Annotated in this window: 20 protein-coding genes; 2 read left to right on the top strand and 18 right to left on the bottom strand. The window is 51.0% G+C overall.

What is annotated here, in order from left to right:
* Positions 1–12 precede the first annotated feature (12 nt).
* The 9 genes from PsAD13_RS15480 to PsAD13_RS15440 all read right to left on the bottom strand — a co-directional run bounded on the left by PsAD13_RS15480 (position 13) and on the right by PsAD13_RS15440 (position 8,222).
* Positions 13–423, bottom strand: coding sequence for a TfoX/Sxy family protein (locus PsAD13_RS15480; protein ID WP_082831175.1), 411 nt, complete (start codon positions 421–423; stop codon positions 13–15).
* 115 nt (positions 424–538) lie between these two features.
* Positions 539–1,198: a thiaminase II gene (gene tenA, locus PsAD13_RS15475; protein ID WP_063318714.1), complete on the bottom strand. Its 660-nt coding sequence runs from the start codon at positions 1,196–1,198 to the stop codon at positions 539–541.
* A gap of 42 nt (positions 1,199–1,240) precedes the next feature.
* Complete coding sequence (locus PsAD13_RS15470) at positions 1,241–1,618, bottom strand: iron-sulfur cluster assembly accessory protein (RefSeq protein ID WP_057465160.1); 378 nt, start codon at positions 1,616–1,618, stop codon at positions 1,241–1,243.
* 65 nt (positions 1,619–1,683) lie between these two features.
* Positions 1,684–2,079 carry an SUF system Fe-S cluster assembly protein gene (locus PsAD13_RS15465; RefSeq protein WP_063288640.1) on the bottom strand — a complete coding sequence of 132 codons (396 nt, stop codon included), beginning with the start codon at positions 2,077–2,079 and terminating at the stop codon, positions 1,684–1,686.
* A 5-nt stretch (positions 2,080–2,084) separates the two neighbouring features.
* On the bottom strand, positions 2,085–3,332 hold the full coding sequence (locus tag PsAD13_RS15460) for a cysteine desulfurase (RefSeq protein ID WP_063288639.1): 1,248 nt from the start codon (positions 3,330–3,332) through the stop codon (positions 2,085–2,087).
* Positions 3,329–4,612 carry a Fe-S cluster assembly protein SufD gene (sufD, locus tag PsAD13_RS15455; protein WP_063318713.1) on the bottom strand — a complete coding sequence of 428 codons (1,284 nt, stop codon included), beginning with the start codon at positions 4,610–4,612 and terminating at the stop codon, positions 3,329–3,331. The genes PsAD13_RS15460 and sufD overlap by 4 nt, the downstream gene beginning before the upstream one ends.
* A 15-nt stretch (positions 4,613–4,627) precedes the next feature.
* Positions 4,628–5,380, bottom strand: a complete 753-nt coding sequence (gene sufC / locus PsAD13_RS15450; RefSeq protein WP_057465164.1) for a Fe-S cluster assembly ATPase SufC — start codon at positions 5,378–5,380, stop codon at positions 4,628–4,630.
* A 60-nt stretch (positions 5,381–5,440) separates the two neighbouring features.
* Positions 5,441–6,913, bottom strand: a complete 1,473-nt coding sequence (gene sufB, locus PsAD13_RS15445) for a Fe-S cluster assembly protein SufB (protein WP_057465165.1) — start codon at positions 6,911–6,913, stop codon at positions 5,441–5,443.
* Positions 6,914–7,064: 151 nt separating this feature from the next.
* Entirely contained in the window at positions 7,065–8,222 is a 1,158-nt protein-coding gene (locus PsAD13_RS15440) for a cysteine desulfurase family protein (protein WP_063318712.1), read from the bottom strand.
* A gap of 328 nt (positions 8,223–8,550) precedes the next feature.
* On the opposite strand from PsAD13_RS15440, the gene PsAD13_RS15435 reads away from it, so the two are divergent.
* Positions 8,551–9,210, top strand: a complete 660-nt coding sequence (locus tag PsAD13_RS15435) for an alpha/beta hydrolase (protein WP_057465167.1) — start codon at positions 8,551–8,553, stop codon at positions 9,208–9,210.
* A 69-nt stretch (positions 9,211–9,279) separates the two neighbouring features.
* Here PsAD13_RS15435 and PsAD13_RS15430 read toward each other — a convergent pair whose 3' ends face one another.
* The gene (locus tag PsAD13_RS15430) at positions 9,280–9,666 is read right to left on the bottom strand and encodes an NADH:ubiquinone oxidoreductase subunit NDUFA12 (RefSeq protein ID WP_057465168.1); all 387 of its coding nucleotides are present in this window, start codon (positions 9,664–9,666) and stop codon (positions 9,280–9,282) included.
* 169 nt (positions 9,667–9,835) lie between these two features.
* Complete coding sequence (locus tag PsAD13_RS15425) at positions 9,836–10,525, bottom strand: response regulator (RefSeq protein ID WP_063318711.1); 690 nt, start codon at positions 10,523–10,525, stop codon at positions 9,836–9,838.
* A gap of 698 nt (positions 10,526–11,223) precedes the next feature.
* On the opposite strand from PsAD13_RS15425, the gene PsAD13_RS15420 reads away from it, so the two are divergent.
* Complete coding sequence (locus PsAD13_RS15420; protein WP_063318710.1) at positions 11,224–14,895, top strand: vitamin B12-dependent ribonucleotide reductase; 3,672 nt, start codon at positions 11,224–11,226, stop codon at positions 14,893–14,895.
* A 129-nt stretch (positions 14,896–15,024) separates the two neighbouring features.
* Here the strand turns inward: PsAD13_RS15420 and PsAD13_RS15415 are convergent, their stop codons facing one another.
* From PsAD13_RS15415 to eutA, 7 genes are all read right to left on the bottom strand, one after another.
* On the bottom strand, positions 15,025–16,398 hold the full coding sequence (locus tag PsAD13_RS15415; protein ID WP_063318709.1) for an aspartate aminotransferase family protein: 1,374 nt from the start codon (positions 16,396–16,398) through the stop codon (positions 15,025–15,027).
* 12 nt (positions 16,399–16,410) lie between these two features.
* On the bottom strand, positions 16,411–17,886 hold the full coding sequence (locus PsAD13_RS15410) for an NAD-dependent succinate-semialdehyde dehydrogenase (RefSeq protein ID WP_063318708.1): 1,476 nt from the start codon (positions 17,884–17,886) through the stop codon (positions 16,411–16,413).
* Between the two features lie 89 nt (positions 17,887–17,975).
* Entirely contained in the window at positions 17,976–18,461 is a 486-nt protein-coding gene (locus tag PsAD13_RS15405; RefSeq protein ID WP_244271778.1) for an Lrp/AsnC family transcriptional regulator, read from the bottom strand.
* Between the two features lie 13 nt (positions 18,462–18,474).
* Positions 18,475–19,482 carry a N(2)-acetyl-L-2,4-diaminobutanoate deacetylase DoeB gene (gene doeB / locus PsAD13_RS15400; protein ID WP_208980956.1) on the bottom strand — a complete coding sequence of 336 codons (1,008 nt, stop codon included), beginning with the start codon at positions 19,480–19,482 and terminating at the stop codon, positions 18,475–18,477.
* A gap of 9 nt (positions 19,483–19,491) precedes the next feature.
* Complete coding sequence (locus PsAD13_RS15395; RefSeq protein ID WP_063318707.1) at positions 19,492–20,481, bottom strand: cyclodeaminase; 990 nt, start codon at positions 20,479–20,481, stop codon at positions 19,492–19,494.
* Positions 20,474–21,487 carry a hydroxyectoine utilization dehydratase EutB gene (gene eutB, locus PsAD13_RS15390; RefSeq protein WP_063318706.1) on the bottom strand — a complete coding sequence of 338 codons (1,014 nt, stop codon included), beginning with the start codon at positions 21,485–21,487 and terminating at the stop codon, positions 20,474–20,476. Before eutB ends, PsAD13_RS15395 begins: the two co-directional genes overlap by 8 nt.
* Entirely contained in the window at positions 21,484–22,275 is a 792-nt protein-coding gene (gene eutA, locus PsAD13_RS15385; RefSeq protein ID WP_063318705.1) for an ectoine utilization protein EutA, read from the bottom strand. The genes eutB and eutA overlap by 4 nt, the downstream gene beginning before the upstream one ends.
* Between the last annotated feature and the right edge of the window lie 5 nt (positions 22,276–22,280).

The following is a 22,280-nucleotide window of genomic DNA, read 5'->3' as shown; positions in this document are numbered from 1 at the left end:
CAGCGCTAATTTTTAAAATAGAAACGTATTCGAGACGGCAGATCGTATGATTGCCGTCTTTTTTTGTCGGCTATCCAAGGCCGAAGAGGCTTTCGCACTCTCCTTGGCTTGAGCAAGTTGGCGTATTGCCTTTGCAATCCATCGTGTCAGCTGGACTTCATCCTCGACAATATTCAGCGGAACCGAATAGAAGTTCGTCGGGAAATATTCTCCAAAACACTGATGAATGTAAGGCAGCTGGCCAGTCAGTAAAAAGTCGGCCACGTTATTGGATCCCGCTTTGAGATAGAGTGACTTTTCACGAACGAGGGCAAACATTTTGCCATTCATATAATATCCGTGACCACCAAACATGGGGCGGCAACGGATATTCTTCAGGAATACCGGGCGTTTATCAGATAGAAAGAATGAGGATAAAGACATAAGCAATCACCAAAAGATATAAATATATTGAAAGCTTGCAATATTCAGTCGAAGACCGACAAGATTATTGCCTGTTTCATCCACTCACAGAAATGTGATGTGTTCTTTTGAATGATTATAGCTCGAGACCCATCTGCCAGAAATTGGCCTCAAGTCTAGTGGCCTCTCTAAATATTCTAGACAATTTGGCGTAGCGTGCGTCAGTCGCATAGAGCGCGCCGAGATCATCGATTTCCTTCACCGCATCAGCGGCGAGTTCCTGATACTCATCACTGGAGTATTCTTTGATCCATTCTGCATATGGATTGCTTGGATCGAGTGCCCCATCTTGCTTTGCCAGCTCAGCACCAATTTCACCATAACCAATAGCGCAAGGTGCGAGTGCAACTTTCAGGTCGAGCATATCGCCCTTCATTGCGGTGTCGAGAACATACCGGGTGTATGCAAGATTTGCTGGCTCTTCCGGAGTTGCGACAATCTCGTTTTCAGACAGGCCCCAACTTTCGCAAAGGCGGATATGAAGGCTCATCTCTACTTCAAGGATGCCTCTTGCGGAGGAAAGACATTTTCGCATCTGAGCAAGGTCAGTGGACTTGTACATGCCAAGCGCATAGGCGCGGGCGAACTCAATCAGGAAGAGATAGTCTTGGACGAGGTACTTCTTAAACGCTGCAATTGGCAGAGTTCCATCGCCAAGGCCCTGAACAAATTCATGTTTGGTGTAGGAATGCCACGTCTCGAGATTATCGTTTTTCAATGAATTAAAAAGAGACACGGCATCCCACCTATTGCCGTAGCTGCTCAGACTTGAGCGCTACTAGTTTTTCTGAGCGAACTTTGAAAGATCAGCTGGCAGCAGCTCTACGGATTCACCGCAACCGCATGCAGAGACTTCATTTGGATTTTTGAACGTAAAACCAGAGCGGAATTTCGTCGTTTCAAAACCCATTTCCGTTCCAAGCAGATAAAGCGTAGCTGCTGGATCAACAAAGACTTTTACGCCTTTATCTTCAACGACATCATCGCCCGATTTTGCTTCTGTCACCAGATCCAGTTCGTACTCCATGCCCGCACAGCCACCTGTCTTGATGGCGACACGCAAACCGAGTGGATCGGCATCACTTGCTTCAAGCAAAGTGCGAATGTAATCAGCCGCTTCGTCCGTCAGCGATAGTACCTGAAATCCTGAGGCCATTTTGCACCCTCCATGGGCACCTCAACACAGTCGAGGTGCCATACATTGTAAGCGCTATTCGAACCTTAGAAGAAGTTCAATGCAACGCGAGCTTCGTCAGACATGCGGCTTGGATCCCATGGAGGATCAAAGGTCATATCCACTTGCACGGTGCCAACGCCTGGTACAGAGCTTACTGCGTTTTCTACCCAAATTGGCATTTCGCCAGCAACCGGGCAGCCTGGAGCGGTCAAAGTCATGTCGATTTTGACCGCGCGGTCATCCTCGATATCAACCTTGTAGATCAAGCCAAGCTCGTAGATATCGACCGGAATTTCCGGATCGAATACGGTTTTCATCGCAGCAATGATATCGCCGGTCAAACGCTCCAGCTCTTCCGCAGGAATTGCGGAGCTCTGGTTGATTTCCGGAGTTGTCAAAGGTCCGTCAGAGAACTCGCTTGTTTGTGTGTTGTCTGTCATAGGTCCTAACCAAACATCATCTGCGCTTTACGCAAGGCTTCTACCAGGCGATCGACTTCATCATGGGTGTTGTACAGGCCAAAACTTGCACGGCATGTACTGGTCACGCCGTAACGCGCCAGCAAAGGTTGCGCGCAATGCGTACCGGCCCGAACTGCAACGCCCGCTCTGTCAATCACCATCGAGATATCGTGGGCGTGAACCCCTTCAATCTCAAAGGAGAAAATCGATCCCTTATCCTTGGCGTTGCCAAAGATCTTCAGGGAATTGACTTCCTTTAAGCGCTGCTCTGCATAATCACGTAGGGACGCTTCATGCAATGCGATGTTTTCGCGCCCCAGACTCTCCATATAGTCAAGGGCGGCCCCTAATCCAATAGCCTGAACGATTGGCGGGGTGCCGGCCTCGAAACGATGCGGAGCTTCAGCATAGGTGACGAGACACTCGGTCACGTCCTTGATCATCTCACCACCACCCTGAAATGGGCGCATCTTGTTGAGAATCTCTTTCTTGCCGTAGAGCACGCCGATGCCACTTGGACCGTAGAGCTTATGCCCGGTGATCGCATAGAAGTCACAGCCAATATCCTGAACGTCGACAGGCATGTGCACTGCACTTTGCGAGCCGTCGATCAGCACTTTTGCACCACGTTCGTGTGCAAGGCGCGTGACTTCTTTCACTGGAACCACAGTTCCGGTGACGTTGGACATATGGGTCATTGCGACGATTTTGGTGCGATCTGTCAGGAGTTTTTCAAACTCATCCAGCAGAAACGTACCATCTTCTGCAATGGGTGCCCATTTGATGACAGCGCCTTTGCGTTCCCGAAGGAAGTTCCAAGGCACGATGTTGGAATGGTGCTCCATGATGGAGATGATGATTTCATCGCCTTCCTGGATGTCATCTTCCAAGCCGTAGGACACAAGGTTGATTGCTTCAGTCGTTGATTTTGTGAAAACAATTTCGTCAACGCTTGGGGCATTCAGGAAGCGGCGCACGGTTTCGCGTGCCGCTTCAAAGTTTTCGGTGGCTGTGTTCGACAGATAGTGTAAGCCACGGTGCACATTGGCATATTCCTGGGTGTAGGCTTTGGTGATAGCATCAATCACCGCTGTCGGCTTTTGGGCTGACGCACCATTATCCAGGTAGACCAACGGCTTGCCATAGACCTGAGTTGAAAGGATCGGAAAATCTTTCCGAACCTTCTCAACATCGTATGGAGCTGTGAAAGCCGTGTTGTCGACCTTGGTCATTCGCTCACCATATCATCGGCATGAAGCCAGCTGCGTGTCATTGCTTCCAGCAATTCTACACACTGTTCCTCTTCAAATTCCTCAATAGCTTCAGAAAGGAATGCGAGAACGAGGATTTTGCGTGCCTGAGCTTCTGGAATACCGCGTGCCATGAGGTAGAATAGCAGGTCTTCATCAATGTCGCCGGTAGTGGAACCATGGGCGCACTGAACGTCGTCCGCAAAGATTTCCAACTCAGGTTTGGCATTGATTTCAGCGGTATCGCTCAGCAGAAGCGTTTTGATCATCATCTGACCATCAGTCTTCTGAGCAGCTTGTTCCACAATGATCTTGCCCTGGAACACTGCGCGGGCTTTGTCGTCGACGACAGAGCGGTAGTATTCGCGGCTTTCACATCCTGGAACGGCATGCTTCACAAACAGTGTGATATCAGCATGTTGGTTGTCTTTGAGCAGAGATGTTCCGCGCAGGCCAGCATGGGTGCCCTCGCCCTTGAACTCAAGGAAGAGCTGGGCACGAGAGAGCGATGCGCCTTCATTGTAGATGAAGTGCTGGAAATTAGTTTCCGCACCCAGCTCAATGCTAAGCGTTTCGATATGCTGCGCTTTTGCGCTTTCCACCTGAAGCTTCAGCCAGTGCACATCTGCTTTATCGCCAACCTTGACCTCTGTGAGGGCGTTGGACTGGTAAGCAGCGTCGGCATCGCCTTCAAAGCTCTCGATGATGAGCGTTTTTGCGCCCGAACCGATCTCAACCGTGGTGCCTGCATAGGAGCTGACTTGGGAACCGTCGGTGTAACGAACGATTTCAATCGGTAGCTCAATCTTTGCATTTGCATCGATCTTGATGCTGATGCCGCCCTGAACCAGAGCCTGATTGAGGTGCGCCATGGCATCATCGGTGCCGAGCTGTGCTGCCAGGAAGCCGTTGGTCTGAGCGATGCTCAAGCCTGCAACATCCTGATCTGAAGACAATTCTGGCGCATAACGGCCATTGACGATAGCAATGCGATGGGTCTTCAGATCACCAGCACCCTTCAAAGCATCAGCTTTAGGTGCGGTTTTTGAAGCCAATGCAAATGCATCGTTCATCTTGGTGCGCAGGTCTGTGTAGTGCCACTCTTCAACGCGGCGATGTGGAATACCTTTCGCTTTGAAAGCATCCCACGCCTGTTTGCGTTGATTTGCGTTTTCCTGCGTTGTTTGCGCGAAAATTGCGTCGAACTGAGCGTTCAGGCTCTGCTCTGCTTTAGTCTCTTGAATCTTTGCCGGAGCATTCATCGGTTACCCTCCAGCTCAAGCAGCTTCTTCGCCGACGTAATCAGCGTAACCGTTTTTCTCCAGTTCAAGAGCAAGCTCTTTGCCACCGGTTTTCACGATCTTACCTTTGGACAGAACGTGCACGACGTCCGGTACAATGTGGTCCAGCAGACGCTGGTAGTGCGTGATCACGATCATAGAGCGCTCAGGGGAGCGAAGCTGGTTGACGCCTTCAGAAACAACGCGCAGTGCATCGATGTCCAGACCTGAATCTGTTTCATCCAAAACGCACAGAGTTGGTTCCAGCAGAGACATCTGCAGGATCTCAGCGCGTTTCTTTTCACCACCGGAGAAGCCAACGTTGAGTGGACGCTTGAGCATGTCTGGCGTCACTTTCAGCTCTTTGGATTTCTCACGTACGAGCTTCATGAAGTCAGGGGTGGAGATTTCATCTTCACCGCGTGCTTTGCGCTGTGCATTCAACGCAGTCTTCAGGAAGGTCATGGTTGCAACACCCGGGATTTCGATCGGGTACTGGAACGCAAGGAACATGCCGGCAGCGGCGCGCTCATCGGCACCGAGTTCAGCCCAGTCAACGCCATTGTAGGAGATGGAGCCCTCGGTGATCTCGTAATCGTCTTTGCCTGCCAATACATATGACAGGGTGGACTTACCAGACCCGTTTGGTCCCATGATCGCGTGGACTTCGCCTGGGCGAACGGTCAGGTCAATGCCGCGAAGGATTTTGTTGCCATCAACTTCGGCGTGCAGGTTTTTGATCTCAAGCATCTATCGTTCTCGTCTTTTCAATTCTTCAATAGGTACGAGGCAAACGCGGTGGTCCGCGTTTTAGCCCACACTTCCTTCAAGGCTGATCGAAATCAGTTTTTGTGCCTCAACTGCGAATTCCATCGGCAGTTGCTGGATTACGTCCCGGACAAAACCATTCACGATCAATGCGACAGCTTCTTCCTCATCAAGGCCACGGGCCTGACAGTAGAACATCTGATCGTCGGAGATCTTGGAGGTTGTTGCCTCGTGCTCGAACACCGCTGAGGAGTTCTTGCTTTCGATGTAAGGGACGGTGTGGGCACCGCACTTATCGCCAATGAGAAGCGAGTCACACTGGGTGAAGTTACGTGCGTTAGATGCCTTGCGATGCGCGGAAACCTGCCCGCGGTAGGTGTTTTGAGAGACACCTGCGGAGATACCCTTGGAGATAATCCGGCTGGCAGTATTTTTGCCCAGATGGATCATCTTGGTGCCGCTGTCGATCTGCTGGTGACCATTAGAGATCGCAATGGAGTAGAACTCACCTTGTGAGTTATCTCCGCGCAGAATGCAGCTTGGGTATTTCCAAGTGATGGCAGAACCGGTTTCAACCTGTGTCCAAGAGATTTTGGAGTTCTTTTCGCGGCAGTCGCCACGCTTGGTCACGAAGTTGTAGATACCGCCTTTGCCTTCAGAGTCGCCTGGGTACCAGTTCTGAACGGTAGAATACTTGATCTGTGCATCTTCCAGAGCAACAAGCTCAACCACAGCAGCGTGCAGCTGGTTTTCATCGCGCTGAGGGGCAGTACACCCTTCCAGATAAGACACATAAGAGCCTTTATCTGCGATGATCAGCGTACGCTCAAACTGGCCTGTGTTCGGCTCGTTGATGCGGAAGTAGGTGGACAGTTCCATTGGGCAACGCACGCCTGGTGGAATGTACACAAACGACCCATCAGAGAACACAGCTGAGTTCAATGTTGCGTAGAAGTTGTCGGAGACCGGAACAACAGACCCAAGGTACTTTTGAACCAGCTCTGGATGCTCACGAATTGCTTCGGAGATCGGGCAGAAAATAACGCCTGCCTTGGCTAGTTCTTCCTTAAAGGTTGTTGCTACTGAAACACTATCGAAAACAGCATCAACTGCGACGCGGTTTTCTGGTGCAACACCTGCCAAGATTTCCTGCTCGGACAATGGAATGCCCAGCTTCTTGTAGGTTTCCAGAATCTCTGGATCCACCTCGTCAAGAGACTTGGGTCCCTCACGTTTTTTAGGTGCTGCATAATAATGAAGGTCTTCGAAGTCGATCTTCGGGTAATCAACTCGCGCCCATGTTGGCTCTTCCATCGTCTTCCAACGACGGAACGCTTCCAAGCGCCAATTGAGCATCCATTCCGGTTCGTCTTTTTTAGCCGAAATGTATGCAACGATATCTTCATTGAGCCCTTTGGGAGCAAGCTCACTTTCGATATCGGTTACGAAGCCATATTTATACTGATCAACATCAATTGCTTTGACCTGATCAATTGTTTCCTGGACTGCCGCCATGCTTTGTCTCCATACGCGGTTCAAAGCCGCATTGGGTACGATTATTGGACCCGTTTGCCCTTACTTAACAGATGCTCTGTCGCAACACAGTGCATCCTTATTTATACGAGGGTTTGTCCTCGTTTATTTTTATATACGGCGTTCACCCCTTCTATGTGGGCTTCATTCGTTTATAAATTTTCGTCCAAGCGCCTAAAAAACGCTCAACATCTTGATGGGTTGTCGCCCAACCGAGACTGACCCGGATTGCGCCACGCGCCAATGATTCCGATACTCCCATTGCAAGAAGCACATGGGATGCGCCTACTTTGCCGGATGAACAAGCAGACCCAGATGAAACAGCGACACCAAACAAGTCAAAGTTGATCAGTGCGGTTTCAGCTGAAATCCCTTCAACTGCGAAACACGTCGTGTTGCCAAGACGCGCGACATCTTTACCGAAGATAATCGCATCAGAAGAGAGTTCATTCAGTCTCTCTTCCATATGGTCTCGCAGGCGCGAAATCCTAGCATGTTCATCAGGATTAGTTGATTGCGCTGCCGCAACCGCAAATCCTGCAATACCTGCCGTATTCTCTGTTCCGGCTCTTCTCCACGATTCTTGTCCGCCACCCGTCAGCAGTGGAATGGGGCGAAAATCGCCTTTCCCGAGGATAAGAGCACCAACCCCTTGCGGACCTCCGATTTTATGGGAGGAGATCGACATGGAGTTGCAGCCAATCATGGCCATTGAAAGTGGTTCTTTCCCTGCCATCTGGACTGCATCCACATGGTAGAGATGACCTAAATCTTCTGTGAGAACGCCGATTTCCTGCAGGGGTTGCAAAACACCGGTCTCACTATTGGCAGCCATAACAGATACCAATGCGGTTTCATCTTCTCCCAGCTTCTCAAGCAGTCTGCGCAGTTCACTCACCACCACGCGCCCGTCTTCATCAACGGGAATGCTTTGAACGTTTTGGGCTGCAAACCGACCACCAGCTATAATGGATGGGTGTTCGATTGCGCTCACAAAAACCTGGGTCAGAATATAGGGCTCGCCATTTTTTAGCCAAGTGGGCGATAATGCTGTGACGTTTGCCTCTGACGCTCCACTCGTAAAAATGATATTCGCCGGGTTGCCATCTACCAGATCTGCAATTTTGTGCCTTGCATCTTCGATGATGGATCGGGCGCGCCGACCGCTGCTGTGAATAGAGGACGCATTGCCAGCTGCTTTGTAGGCTTCCTGAAGAGCTAAAAGAGATTCTTCCCTCAGTGGAGCGCTGGCGTTATAGTCTAAATATGTCAGTTCGCGGTTTATTGTCATAGTTTAACACAGAAAATGGGGTTCTTTAGTGCCCTAATTGGGTTTCTATGGAAATGGAAACCTTGATATTTTCCACGGTGCTTACGATAAGGGGTAAAGAGTTCCCTTTGAGTTCGTTGAGGTCTATAACGTGCATGCGCCGAGTTGGATATACCTTTCTCCAATAGAGGCCGATTTTCAGTGTAGCCCTTGAGGTTCATCGTAGAATAATTCTAAACTGGTTCTAATAAACTTGCGTCTCGCAGTCAAGTTTAATCGACAATGATCCGGTATACCAAAAAGCCGGCAGACATTTGCTGCCGACTAAAACAAGAGGATTTTGCAGTATATGCCTGAGGTGATCTTCAATGGCCCTGCAGGGCGGCTAGAAGGCCGTTTCCATCCAGCAAAAAAACGTAATGCTCCGATTGCACTGGTTCTTCATTTGCACCCGCAGTTTGGCGGCACGATGAACAACCAGATTATCTATCAGACCTATTACATGTTTGCGAAACGCGGCTTCGCAGTTTTGCGTTTCAACTTCCGCGGCGTGGGTCGTTCCCAGGGTCAGTTCGACCATGGTCAAGGTGAGCTTTCAGATGCTGCTGCGGCGTTGGACTGGGTACAAACCATCCATCCGGATGCACGTGCTTGCTGGATTGCGGGCTTCTCATTTGGTGCATGGATTGGCATGCAGCTCTTGATGCGTCGTCCTGAAGTTGAGGGCTTTATCTCTATCGCCCCACCAGCCAACTTGCATGACTTCTCCTTCCTGGCACCCTGCCCGTCTTCTGGCCTGATCATTCATGGTGAGCAGGACAAAGTGGTTCCACAGAAGGATGTTCAGGCTCTGGTTGATAAGCTGAAAACCCAAAAGGGTATCATTATCGACCATCAGGAAATGCCAGGTGCAAACCACTTCTTTGAAAACCATGTAGATGGTCTGATTGGGAACTGTGCCGGCTATCTCGATCGCCGTCTCGGCCTGATCGGAGAAGACGCTGGATAATCAGCGATGCTTTACGCATTAAAAAAGCCCGGTCGATTGACCGGGCTTTTTTCGTAACTCGTGTCTGGTTTATTCGCCAGGTGTCCAGGCGTGGTAGTCTCCAGTCACTTCCGGACGTTTTTCCGGTGTCAGGATGGACCCTTTTGGACGATATGCATTTGGTGTGCCTGTCAGGTTTGGAGAGTGAGCGATTTCCCACTCACGCGCGACATAACCACTCTCTGTTGGTGGAGTGTCTGTGCGGTAATGCATCCAACCGTGCCAACCGGCAGGGATCTGGGAGGCTTCAGCAAGGTTTTTATAAATCACCCAACGACGCTTGCCGCCGCGCTCTTTATAATACTTGTTACCAAAGTCATCGGTCCCGACGAACTCACCCTTTCTCCATGTGAAGAAGCGAGTGCCCCACGTGTCACTGTTCCACCATGTGAAGAACGTAAGCAGAAGGTGTTTCATGTGTCTGGCCTTTCCAGATCGGTGGCTTTGTAAATTTTCCCGGAATATGACGAGTGTTTGGGTGCCTGTCCAGTCTTAGAGTACCGTAGTTTCAACTATTCACCGGAAGTCGCTTTAAATATCCTAGGGTCAGTTATTATTTTCACAATTCCGATGACAATTTTGCACGTTACTTCTTGGTACGGCGCGACAAGTACGGGTTTTGACTGAACTTGTCTGCTGGTGAAACATTGCCAACTTCCAGATCCTTGAGTGAGAGAGGTTCGTTCTCATCTCTTTTCGACGATCTGCGCGGCCTTGGCACCATTTCAGATTCGGGTGATGGTGCGTTCTCGTCCTTCTGGTATTCGCGCGCTTTGTTGAGCGCTGCGAACTTGGCCTGATTCTGTTCCAGCCGCTTTGCCGTTCCATCAATAATGAAACCACCGTCGTTGTTGCGAACGAACTGACGGCGATCCTTGCTGATTGATTCTAGCGATTTCTTCAAAACAGAGGATGAAATGGGCGTCACCAGCAGATGGTGGGCCCCAGCTTCCAAGGCGCGCGTCACCAAAGCACGGGTGCCATAGGCCGTAATAAAGACGAGCGGAACATTGATGAGCTCGGGGATTCGGCCTGAACGCATAAGCTTTAAGAGCTGGAAACCGCTGACGGGTTTCATCTCCCAACCGGATAACACCAGATCTGGTGGGTCCGAGATGAGCATTGGTAATGCATCTTTGGGACTGTCGTAGACACGCACGCGCCCAAGCTTCAGGGTGCCTAAGATACCCCTTAGGATTGCTTGGGTGGGTTTTGACTGTTCCACAAGAACCACATCTAACTGAGAAATGTCCTTGCCGAAGGAGGTGTGATGCATATCTGCTCGCTAATTTAACCTAACCAGATACCGAAGGTAATTGAGAAACTATATATGATCTCTCCATACAACTACTGCGTAAAATTGCGTGGGGTACACAGACTTTTTTACCCGTTAAATTTTCTGATCCACTGAATAATTTTTCCTAAAAATATCCCCCAGAAAAAATGAGCTTGAATTTGCATTTTCGCTTGGCTTTGCGGAAATGGCGGGGTTCTGCTGCCTGTGCCCGATTTGGAACACACCAGAGCCTCCCCACAATCCACACAGATTACAATATTTGGTGTTCCGATCCCTCTTATGCACACAACCAGTGGACAGATCGCGCTTGACGATGCTTTCCGATTCAATCTAATTTGAGGTCGAAATCAAGACGTGTTCAGGATAGTGCGGCCTCGGCCGGGAGTTCACCACATTTAAGTAGCTTCGAGTGCTAGGAGTTGGATTAACATTCACTTCCAGCGGTCGCTTTTTTTTGCCAATTGCAGCCTAAATATTGTGTTAATATATTATCAGCACACTAGATATTGTGATAGCATCGAATTGCGTGCCACTTTACCTGCGTTTACTAGGATAAATGCCAGATAGCGGATTAATCAAAACCGGCGGCGGACTTTTGGTTAAAATCTTAGCTATCGGCGCTCTTAAAACCGAGATGCACCGCGGTGACCGTCACCGGGTGCGATAAGGGGCTAAACATGAGAATTGAGCGGCGATATACTGCGGAAGGACAATCCCCCTACGCAGATATTGAGTTTTGCAACGCAACGAGCGAGATCCGTAACCCAGACGGTTCCGTTGTGTTTCGCTTGGAGAACATTCAGGTTCCTAAGCAATTCTCTCAGGTTGCCTCTGATATTCTGGCACAGAAATACTTCCGCAAAGCTGGCGTTCCGGCCAAGCTGAAGGCGGTAGAAGAAAACACTGTTCCATCCTGGCTGTGGCGCAAAGCCCCAGACGACAAAGCCCTTTCCAAGATGGCGAAAGACAAGCGCTTTGGGTCCGAGATCGACAGCCGTCAGGTGTTTGATCGTCTGGCTGGTACATGGACGTACTGGGGCTGGAAAGGCGGATACTTCGACAGTGAAGCTGATGCGCAGGCGTTTTATGACGAGCTGCGGTACATGCTCGCGACCCAGAAGGTTGCTCCGAACTCTCCACAGTGGTTCAACACCGGCCTGCATTGGGCGTATGGCATTGATGGCCCAAGCCAGGGTCACCATTATGTAGACTTTGAAACTGGTGAGCTGACCCGCTCTGCGACCGCTTATGAGCATCCGCAGCCGCACGCTTGCTTCATTCAGTCTGTTGACGATGATCTGGTGAATGAAAACGGCATCATGGACCTGTGGGTTCGTGAAGCACGTCTGTTCAAATACGGCTCTGGCACCGGCACTAACTTCTCCTCGCTGCGTGCAAGCGGTGAGCGTCTGGCAGGCGGCGGCAAGTCCTCCGGCCTCATGAGCTTCCTGAAGATTGGTGACCGTGCAGCTGGTGCAATCAAGTCCGGCGGCACAACACGCCGTGCAGCTAAGATGGTTGTGGTTGATATCGACCATCCGGATATCGAAGAATTTGTGACCTGGAAGGTGCACGAGGAACAGAAAGTTGCGGCCATCGTAACCGGTTCCAAAGTGTGTCAGAAGCATCTTCAGGCTGTGATGAAAGCTTGCGTCAACTGCGAAGGCAGCGGCGACGATTGCTTTGATCCTAAAAAGAACCCTGCCCTCAAGCGCGAAATGCGTGCTGCCAAGAAGGCAATGGTTCCTGATAACTACATTCAGCGTGTGGTTCAGTTTGCACGGCAAGGCTACAAGACCATTGAATTCCCGATCTACAACACTGACTGGGATTCTGAAGCTTATCTGACTGTTTCCGGTCAGAACTCCAACAACTCTGTTCGTGTAACTGACGGCTTCCTGAAAGCTGTCGCTGCAGATGGAGACTGGGATCTGATTGGCCGTATTGACGGTGGCACCCAGAAGACCATCAAAGCAGCTGAGCTTTGGGAACAGATTGGTTACGCGGCCTGGGCGTCTGCTGATCCGGGCCTTCAGTACCACACCACCATCAATGAATGGCACACCTGCCCGCAGGGCGGCGAGATCCGCGCATCCAACCCATGTTCAGAATACATGTTCCTGGATGACACCGCGTGTAACCTGGCCTCTTTAAACCTGCTGCAATTCCGCAAGGAAGACCAGCAGTTCGACTTTGACAAGTTTGAGCATGCGACGCGCCTCTGGCAGATCGTGCTTGAGATCTCCGTCATGATGGCGCAGTTCCCATCCAAGCAGATTGCAAAACTGTCCTACGAATACCGCACCACTGGTCTGGGCTATGCCAACATTGGCGGCCTGCTGATGATCTCCGGTATTGCTTATGACAGTGACGAAGGCCGTGCGCTTTGTGGTGCGATCACCGCGATCATGACCGGTGTTTGTTACGCTACATCTGCTGAGATGGCTGGTGAGCTTGGCACTTTCCCTCGCTATGAGGAAAACGCCAAGGACATGCTGCGCGTGATCCGCAACCATCGCCGTGCTGCCCACAGCGAGAGCAAGGGTTATGAGAACCTCAGCACCCTGCCCGTTCCTCTGGATGCTTCCAACTGCCCACAGGCTGAGCTTGTTGAGCGTGCCCGTCTTGCATGGGATAAAGCTCTGGAGCTTGGAGAGGCACACGGTTACCGCAACGCCCAGACCACTGTAATTGCACCAACCGGCACCATTGGTCTGGTTATGGATTGTGACACAACCGGTATTGAGCCTGACTTTGCGCTGGTGAAGTTCAAGAAGCTCGCAGGTGGCGGTTACTTCAAGATCATCAACCGTGCTGTTCCTGAAGCGCTGCGTACGCTTGGATACTCAGAAGCTGAAATTGCCGAAATCGAAGCTTATGCGGTTGGTCATGGTTCTATCTCTCAGTCCCCTGCGATCAACAGTGCCAGCCTGACAGCCAAAGGCTTTGATGATGCTGCGCTTGAGAAACTAGCCGGAGCACTTGGGTCTGCGTTCGACATCAAGTTTGTCTTCAACCGCTGGACCCTTGGTGATGAGCTGCTGACCAGTAAGCTTGGCGTTTCTGCAGAGCAGCTGGAAGACATGGACTTTGACCTTCTGAGCCACATGGGCTTCAGCAAGGCAGAGATTGAAGCTGCGAACACCCATGTGTGTGGTGCTATGACTTTGGAAGGTGCACCGCACCTGAAAGAAGAGCATTACCCGGTATTTGACTGTGCGAACCCTTGTGGCCGCATTGGTGAGCGCTTCCTGTCCGTTGACAGTCACATCAAGATGATGGCCGCTGCGCAGCCTTTTATCTCCGGTGCGATTTCCAAGACCATCAACATGGCAAACACTGCCAGTGTTGAGGACTGTAAAGAAGCTTACATGCTCTCCTGGAAGCTGGGTCTGAAAGCAAACGCTCTTTATCGTGATGGCTCCAAGCTGTCTCAGCCGCTGAACGCTCAGCTGCTGGAAGATGAAGACGATGATGCAGAAGACACAGTTGATGACATCCTTGCACAGCCACAGGCAGCTCGCGCTGAAGCTGTTGCAGAGCGTGTTGTTGAACGAATCATCGAGCGTACTGTTCGCAACCGTGAAAAGCTGCCTAACCGCCGCAAAGGTTACACTCAGAAAGCTTCCGTTGGCGGCCACAAAGTGTACCTGACAACCGGTGAATATCAGGATGGCCGTATCGGCGAAATCTTCATCGACATGCACAAAGAAGGCGCTGCCTTCCGCTCATTGATGAACAACTTCGCGATTGCGATCTCTCTTGGTCTGCAATACGGCGTTCCGCTTGAGGAATATGTTGACGCGTTCACGTTCACCCGATTTGAGCCTGCTGGCATGGTGATGGGCAATGACGCAATCAAGAATGCGACATCCATTCTTGACTACATCTTCCGTGAGCTGGCTGTGTCCTATCTCGGTCGTAACGATCTGGCACACGTGCCACCGGAAGCATTGGACAGCACGACGTCTACCTCCCGTTCTTCCGCTGAAGGACAGGAAGAAGAGAGCAGCCCTGCGATTGTTTCTCACGGCCTTGTTCGCGGTCAGACCGAAAAGTTCCGTCTGGTCCCAGGTGGTGATCCAGCTGTTCAGCTGGCCGGTGCGATTACAGCTCAGTCTGATGCGATTGCAACAGCCTTCCAGCGCGGTGGTGAAGCGACGACAACAGCACCTGCTGTTGGCACAGCAACACTTGCGGCACAGCCATCCGTGGCCAGTCAGGTCGCTCAGGCCCGCATGAAGGGGTATGAAGGTGAAAGCTGCGCAGAATGCGGCAACTTCACCATGGTCCGCAACGGCACCTGCCTAAAATGCGACACCTGCGGCTCCACCAGCGGCTGCAGCTGATTACTCATTAAAAGCTTATAAAAACAGGCCCCAAAGCAAAGCTTTGGGGCCTGTTTTCGTTTTAGAAAAGAATGAATGGCACATTGCTAGAGCAAGCTGATTGAGACACCAGCCTACACTAAATCAGTATCAACCTAATACAGCTTTCACCGCTCTTACTGTTGCGGCAACGACTGTGTCTGCTTCTTCGTGTGTTAAGCAGAATGGGGGGGCGAAGCCGAGGATGTCGCCTTGGGGCATTGCGCGTGCGATGACTGCGTCCTGAGATAGCAAGGCTGCGGAGATTTGAGCCCCGATTTTGTCGGATGCCTCGAAGAAACTACGGTCGTCGCGGTCTTTGACAAACTCTACGGCGCAGAGTAATCCCTCGCCGCGCACATCTCCCACATTTGCATGATCTCCCAAAGCTTCCTTCATGGATTTGTTGAGATATGCACCAGTGGTTCCGGCTTCCTCAACAAGGTTCAGATCGTCAAGCAATTTGAGGTTTGCGACACCGGCTGCGGCTCCAATGGGATGAGCTGAATACGTCCAACCATGGCCGATTGGTCCATTCTCATCTGTGCCCTGTTCAAGAACCTTCCAGACCTTGTCTGAGATAATAGAACCGGAGAGCGGCGCGTAGGCGGATGTCAAGCCTTTGGCAATGGTGATGATGTCGGCTTCCAATCCATAATGATCAGAACCAAACATGGATCCGAGGCGCCCAAAACCTGTCACCACTTCATCAGCAATCAGCAGAATATCGTGTTTTTTCAAAACGGCTTGAATAGCGGCCCAATAACCAGCTGGTGGTGGAACAATCCCGCCGGTTCCCAGTACCGGCTCACCAATAAACGCTGCAATCGTGTCGGCCCCTTCTCGCTCAATCAGAGCCTCCAACTCAGCAACACAATGGGCGACAAATTGCTCTTCACTTTGCTCCCAATTGTCACGGCGGAAATAATAGGGAGCCTCCGTATGAATGACCTGTTCGACGGGCAGATCAAACTTCTTATGAAACAGCTCAAGGCCTGTCAGCGAACCAGTCACCAGACCCGAACCATGGTAACCACGCCAGCGGGAGATAATTCGCTTTTTCTCCGGCCGACCTAAAATATTGTTGTAATACCAGATCAGCTTGATGTTGGTTTCATTGGCATCTGAGCCGCTCAACCCGAAGTAAACCTTAGACATATTACTCGGTGCACGATCTAAAATCATCTTGGAAAGTGTGATCGACGCTTCTGTGCCATGCCCGACATAGGAGTGATAATAGGCCAACTCTTTGGCCTGTTCGGCGATTGCCTCAGCAATTTCCTGACGACCATACCCTACATTCACACAGTATAATCCGGCGAACGCATCCAGCATTCGGCGCCCTTCACGGTCCTCTATGTAAGAACCTGAGGCAGTCTTGATCACTCGAGTTGACGTTTCACCTCGGGCGTGCTGAGCCAGATGAGTTGAAGGATGGAAAAAATTCTCCCGATCCCATTGTGCCAGCTGATCGTTTCGTAACATGACTTTCCTCCCTTATGCCCAGTCGCGGCAAACGTATTTAACTTCAGTAAACTCTTCCATGCCCAGTCGTGCGCCTTCCCGGCCCAGACCAGATTGTTTGGTGCCTCCAAATGGAATGGGTGCGCCAGTTACCTTTGTGCGATTGACTGCAACCATTCCGAATTGAAGAGCACGGCTAACCCTATAAATCCTGCGCGGATCATCGCTGTGCAGATACGCAACCAGCCCATATTCACTGTCATTGGCGCGGGCGATGACTTCCTCTTCACTGTCAAAAGGAGCTATCGCAGCAACTGGCCCAAAGGTCTCTTCACGCATAATGAGAGCCTTTGCGGGCACATCAACCAGCACCGTTGGCTCAAAAAACAGTGGCCCCAATGAATGTCGGGTGCCTCCGCAAGCAATCTTCGCGCCTTTGGCAACGGCATCGGCGACATGTTCTTCTTGTTTCAGAACAGCTTTTTCGTTCATCAACGGACCAATGTCCGGATCATCCAATCCAGGGCCTATGGAAAGAGATTGAGCGGCTTTGGTAAAACTCTTGCAGAACTCTTCGTAGATCGGACGCTCAACAAATATTCGGTTCGCCCCCAGACAATCCTGACCGGATGTTGCGAACTTGGATTTTATGGCCTCAGCAACCGCATTCTTCAGATCTGCCCCTTTAAAGACAATAACCGGAGCATGTCCGCCAAGTTCCAGGATAAGACGTTTTATGGTGGAGGCGGATTGGCTATAAAGCAGTTTGCCGACAGGGGTAGACCCCGTGAAGGACAGAGCCCGCACGCGGCTATCGCTGGTCCAGGGCTCGACAATTTCTGGAGCTGAACCAGTCACCACATTAAACACACCTGCGGGAACACCGGCTCGCTCAGCCAGTTCCGCTAGGGCGAGTGCGCTGTACGGGGTTTCTGCTGATGGGTGGGCAACGATCGTACAGCCTGCAGCCAAGGCAGCGGCAGCTTTCCGTGTTAACATCGCACTTGGAAAGTTCCAGGGTGTGATCAGGGCAGCAACCCCAACGGGTTCCCGCCAAAGCTCTACTTCTGCATCGGCTAGATGACTGGTGACGCCTTCAATGTTGGGACGCTTGGCTTCCTCGGCATAGAACTCAACAAACGCTGCACCATACTCGATTTCACCACGGGCTTCTGACAAGGGTTTGCCCTGTTCCAGAACCATGATCCGTGCGAGGTCTTCTTTATGCGTAAGCTGAAGTTCAAACCAGCGTCGCAAAATAGACGCTCGTTCTTGCGGTAGTAATCCCGACCATTTGGGAAAGGCATCTGAAGCTGCGGTTACCGCAGCAGACGATTCATCTGCTGAAAGGCCTGCGACATCCCCTAGGTAATCCCCGTTTGCTGGATCAATAACCGCAAATGTCTCATCTGTTTTTGCAGCACACCACTTTCCATTTATGTAGGAAAAGGAACGCACTAGCGCTTTGTCTTGAATGTCCGTCCGTGCAGACAAGGCTGTTTCTGACATGGCGCATCCTCCTTGCTCTACAACAGAATTTGCCTGTTTTTGGCGGAGGATGTGACCGAATGAAGTGTTCGTTACAGAATAATCGTCTGCTAATCGGCCGCGAAAAGAAGATTCAACGGAGGTGCCGCATTTCCCTTTACAGGCTTCGTCACAATGTACGTGAAGTAGCGGGATAACCCGATGCGTGCATCCAGCATGGTGTCGATCAGCCTCTGATAAGCGTCTACGTCTCTGGTTACGATCTGTATCAGATAGTCAAATCCGCCCCCTAATGCCCAGCAAGCCACGACCTCCTCGTAGTTCTGCATGGCTGTTTCAAAGGCGTAAAAGCTCGCAGCCGTATGGTCCACCAGTTCAGCAGCGACGAAAACAGTGACGTGAGGCCCCAGTTTTTTGAGATTAATCCTTGCACCATAACTTTCGATCAGACCAGATTTCTCCAGCTTCTTCAGTCGGTCCCAACAAGGTGTTGGAGACAATCCGATGCGGTCCGCCAAAGCGGCTTTGGTGATGCGGCCCTCATTTGAGAGTATTCGCAGGATATCCAGATCACGCTGATCAAGTTGCATGCTCATCTTTTGATATCTCTCACACTTCAGGAACGCCAATCACAGCCGCACAATCACCGGATTTGATCAGTCCGGGGAAATGACGACTGATGAGGATGCCGCTGCGCTTTGCGTGGTATCTGGTTGGTTCAACACCGGTTCTGTCCATTGGCCAAACACGGGCAACAATGTCACCTTCTCCAACGGGATCTCCCAGATCGACCATAGGTTCGTATAGCCCGCCCTGCTCGCAAAATGTAAAGCAATCTGCGCCTGGCATCCCCAAATTTACGGAGGACTCCAGTTGTTTTTCTCCTTGCAGGATACCGAACTGGATCAAGACGTTACGCAATCCTTTGCGTGCGATTCCGATGGTTTTTGCCGTCGCAGTTCCACCACCGCCCAGTTCTGTTGTTACAAGAACCTTGCCCATGCTTTCAACTGCTGTGTCGTACATGCCTATATTATCGATTTCGAGGAGCTGAACGGAATAAGGTGCGTTAAACGCAGCCATTGCTTCAAAGCAGGCCTTCTCATTGCTCTTATCTTCCAGAATATGAGCTGCTGCGAACGGCACGAAATCAAGGGTCTTACCTCCGCTATGGAAGTCGACAGCGACATCTGTCAGAGGAAGCAGGTAACGTTGAAAGTAGTCGGCAATTTTCTCGGTTGGAGTTCCGTCAGGACGACCGGGAAATGAACGGTTCAGGTTTCCCCTATCAATGGGTGACGTCCGCGTTCCCGCCATAAATGCCGGAAAGTTGAAGGCCGGAACTATGATAATTCGACCAGTTACGTCCTCTGGTTTCAACGCAACTGTCAGTTCCTGGAGGACAACTGGCCCTTCGTATTCATCGCCGTGATTTGCGCCTGTTAAGAGCGCTGTCGGCCCTTCCCCGTTTTTGATGACCGTAATGGGGATCATAACAGAGCCCCACGCACTGTCATCACGGCTATAGGGTAGCCGTAAAAACCCATGATGAATGCCGTCCTGATCCAATGGGATTGTGGGCGTGATGGGATTTGCCTGCATAATTTTCGTCCTAATACACACGGATCAACTATTGATCGCTGTGCCTGCTTTTACGGCTTCAGCTCGGGCTCCGGCCAAGGTGGCAATGGCGGTGTCTTGCACCCCAGTTCCTGTCAGATCGCAAACCGTAATGTCTTTGTCCGACTGCCGCCCGGGCTTTTGGCCAGAAATTACTTGTCCAAGTTCCGCGTACATCTCAGTACTGTTGATCGTGCCAGCTGCTATCGCTGTACGGAGTTCGCCTTGTTTGATGGATTGAGATAAGCGGTCACAAACGAAAACAGAGGCGCCTGGAATAACGCAAGGCGCGAGTTCCGATTTATAGTCGGCATCTGATCCCATGGCGGTGATATGCTGCCCAGGTCGCATCATATCCGCCTTGATCAAGGGCTCTTTGGAGGGGGTTGTTGTTACGACGATATCGGATTGAGCCATAACCTCAGCAATGCCGCCAGCAACGACTTCAATTCCCAATTGAGTTGCACACTCCCGGGCACAAGCAGCAGCTTTTTCTCTGTTGCGCCCCCAGATAACAGCTCGTTCAATATTACGAACAAGCGTCAATGCTTGCAGTTGGAGGCGGGCCTGAATACCACTTCCAAGAATACCGGCAATCTTGCTGTTCTCTCGTGACAGATGCTTGGCTGCAACGGCTCCAGCGGCAGCTGTGCGCACATCGGTCAGATATCCGTTATCGAGCAGTAACGCCTTGACGATGCCGGTCTTTGCATCAAACAACACCATCAATCCGTTCAGGCTTGGCAGACCCAGTTTGGGATTGTCGAAGAAACCCGGGCTCATCTTGATCGCAAAACTGTCTATGCCGGGAACATAGGCAGTCTTCACATCCACTTCCCCATTGTGCTCAGGTACATGGAAGCTCAGGATAGGCGGCATTACAACGTCTTTTGTTGCAAGCAATCGAAATGCATTTTCTACACATGCAACAGCATCCAGATCCAAAGAAACAGCAGAGCGCAGATCTGCCTCCGTCAGGATATTAATCTCAGGCATAAAGGCTTCCATTCACAGAGGTCGGCGCAGCAACATCGACGTTCTCGCCGTCTATCAATCGTTTATGCAGCGCCATATCAATATTTTGTCCGCTAATGAGGCTCACACATTTTCCGGGTGTTTTGATCTTTCCAGCGAGTAAAGCAGCAATACCGACACTGCCTGAGCCTTCAATCACCAGACGTTCCTGACAGTAAGCGTGTCGAATGGCTTCTGCGATTTCTTCTTCGCTGACCAAGACCAAGTCATCTACCAGATCCCGCGTCATCTCGAAGGTATAGGCATTGTTCAGCCCAATCCCACCACCCAATGAATCTGCGAGTGTTGGCACTTCTTCAACAAGGATCGGTTTGCCTGCACGCTGGCAGCTATACATGGCAGCACCGCGCTCCATTGAAACGCCAACAACACGAGTTGAGGGACTGATGGTTTTCATCACCAAAGCCACTCCAGAAATTAAGCCACCGCCCGAGACTGGTACGAGTACCGTATCCAGATCAGGCGTTTGCTCCAGAATTTCCAGTGCAACAGTGCTTTGCCCTGCAATGATATCCCGGTGGTCGAATGGTGGGATCATCGTCATTCCGTCTTCTACCAGCCGATCTACTTCAGCCTGAGCATCGTCCTGAGAACTTCCGGTTATTCGAACTTCAGCACCCAGCGATTGAATTGCCTCTACCTTGTTCTGCGGAACAAGTTTTGACATACAGATGATGCAACGCACCCCTGCTTTTGAGGCAGCATAAGCCAGACCGCGACCATGGTTTCCAGTTGAGACACCGACGACACCAGCTTCTTTTTGAGCTGCGTTGAGTGACAAAATTGCATTTGTCGCACCGCGCAGTTTAAAGCTTCCCGTGATCTGTGTTTGTTCAAGCTTCAACAACACTTCTGCAGAGCAGATCTGGCTCAAGCTGGGTGAGCTGACCAAGGGGGTCGTTCTAACGTGCCCCATTATCTTTTGGCGTGCAGAAAAACTGTCATGAACGGTGATTTTTTGCGTCATTGTGCGCTCATCCGATCTTTGATTGGGTGTTGGAACAGATGGCCAAAACCATGTACGACTTGCTCGGAGTCCAGATGCTGAAGGCAACGCCAGATCATTGCCTGATTTGAAGTCACCACTGGCTTGCCAATCCGATCTTCAATCCTCTGAATGCACACTGCCGCTCGCAACCCGGTACACGAGATGAACAATGCGTCTGCACTCGGCTCCATAGCTGCACAGGCAGCCTCAATAATCGTAGACTCGGAAAGCCGCGCAATCTCACGGTCATCATCGACACCGAGATAGTTTGCACTGGCGATTTGAAGGTCATTATCGGCGAAGTACTGAAACACTTCCTGCGAAATACTGGCAGAGTATGGAGTTAACACGCTGATCCGTTTTGCATCTAAAGCTTCGAGCGCATCAAATGCTGCAGAGCTGGGCGTCACAAATGGGGTGTCAGATTTGCCAGCTTTCAAGTAATCCCCGACAACTGCGTTTCCCAAAACAACTGAAGCAGCCGTACAGCTGTAGGCGATTACGTCCAACGCATCTCCAGGTAATATCTGCGAAGCAGCTTCTGTCAGGCGTGGACCTGTTGCCAGCAAATTCGCTCGTGTACCTGGGTTTTGATAGGTGATCCGGTTTGCGTAAATGCCGATCTGATCAGGATCGCACATGCGTGCGAAATCCCCTTCGCTTGTGTGATCTGTTGCCAAAACAATCAGACCTATCCGTTTATTGACTGAACGGGCGTCAAAGTTGGCTTCAACCAGAGAGGCCTTAGGACGACAATCAAAAACCATGTGCC

It is taken from the genome of Pseudovibrio sp. Ad13 (assembly GCF_001623225.1).
Taxonomy (GTDB): domain Bacteria; phylum Pseudomonadota; class Alphaproteobacteria; order Rhizobiales; family Stappiaceae; genus Pseudovibrio.
The sequence above is the reverse complement of the archived record's forward strand: the minus strand, read 5'-3'. Positions and strand labels throughout refer to the sequence as shown.

Coding starts and splice junctions, on each gene's coding strand:
- eutB (WP_063318706.1), bottom strand. CDS start 21,487: ATGACGCAAAAAATCACCGTTCATGACAGTTTTTCTGCACGCCAAAAG.
- PsAD13_RS15430 (WP_057465168.1), bottom strand. CDS start 9,666: ATGAAACACCTTCTGCTTACGTTCTTCACATGGTGGAACAGTGACACG.
- PsAD13_RS15460 (WP_063288639.1), bottom strand. CDS start 3,332: ATGACCAAGGTCGACAACACGGCTTTCACAGCTCCATACGATGTTGAG.
- PsAD13_RS15425 (WP_063318711.1), bottom strand. CDS start 10,525: ATGCATCACACCTCCTTCGGCAAGGACATTTCTCAGTTAGATGTGGTT.
- sufC (WP_057465164.1), bottom strand. CDS start 5,380: ATGCTTGAGATCAAAAACCTGCACGCCGAAGTTGATGGCAACAAAATC.
- eutA (WP_063318705.1), bottom strand. CDS start 22,275: ATGGTTTTTGATTGTCGTCCTAAGGCCTCTCTGGTTGAAGCCAACTTT.
- sufB (WP_057465165.1), bottom strand. CDS start 6,913: ATGGCGGCAGTCCAGGAAACAATTGATCAGGTCAAAGCAATTGATGTT.
- PsAD13_RS15395 (WP_063318707.1), bottom strand. CDS start 20,481: ATGCCTGAGATTAATATCCTGACGGAGGCAGATCTGCGCTCTGCTGTT.
- PsAD13_RS15420 (WP_063318710.1), top strand. CDS start 11,224: ATGAGAATTGAGCGGCGATATACTGCGGAAGGACAATCCCCCTACGCA.
- PsAD13_RS15480 (WP_082831175.1), bottom strand. CDS start 423: ATGTCTTTATCCTCATTCTTTCTATCTGATAAACGCCCGGTATTCCTG.
- PsAD13_RS15465 (WP_063288640.1), bottom strand. CDS start 2,079: ATGACAGACAACACACAAACAAGCGAGTTCTCTGACGGACCTTTGACA.
- PsAD13_RS15405 (WP_244271778.1), bottom strand. CDS start 18,461: ATGAGCATGCAACTTGATCAGCGTGATCTGGATATCCTGCGAATACTC.
- PsAD13_RS15415 (WP_063318709.1), bottom strand. CDS start 16,398: ATGTTACGAAACGATCAGCTGGCACAATGGGATCGGGAGAATTTTTTC.
- PsAD13_RS15410 (WP_063318708.1), bottom strand. CDS start 17,886: ATGTCAGAAACAGCCTTGTCTGCACGGACGGACATTCAAGACAAAGCG.
- sufD (WP_063318713.1), bottom strand. CDS start 4,612: ATGAATGCTCCGGCAAAGATTCAAGAGACTAAAGCAGAGCAGAGCCTG.
- PsAD13_RS15470 (WP_057465160.1), bottom strand. CDS start 1,618: ATGGCCTCAGGATTTCAGGTACTATCGCTGACGGACGAAGCGGCTGAT.
- PsAD13_RS15440 (WP_063318712.1), bottom strand. CDS start 8,222: ATGACAATAAACCGCGAACTGACATATTTAGACTATAACGCCAGCGCT.
- PsAD13_RS15435 (WP_057465167.1), top strand. CDS start 8,551: ATGCCTGAGGTGATCTTCAATGGCCCTGCAGGGCGGCTAGAAGGCCGT.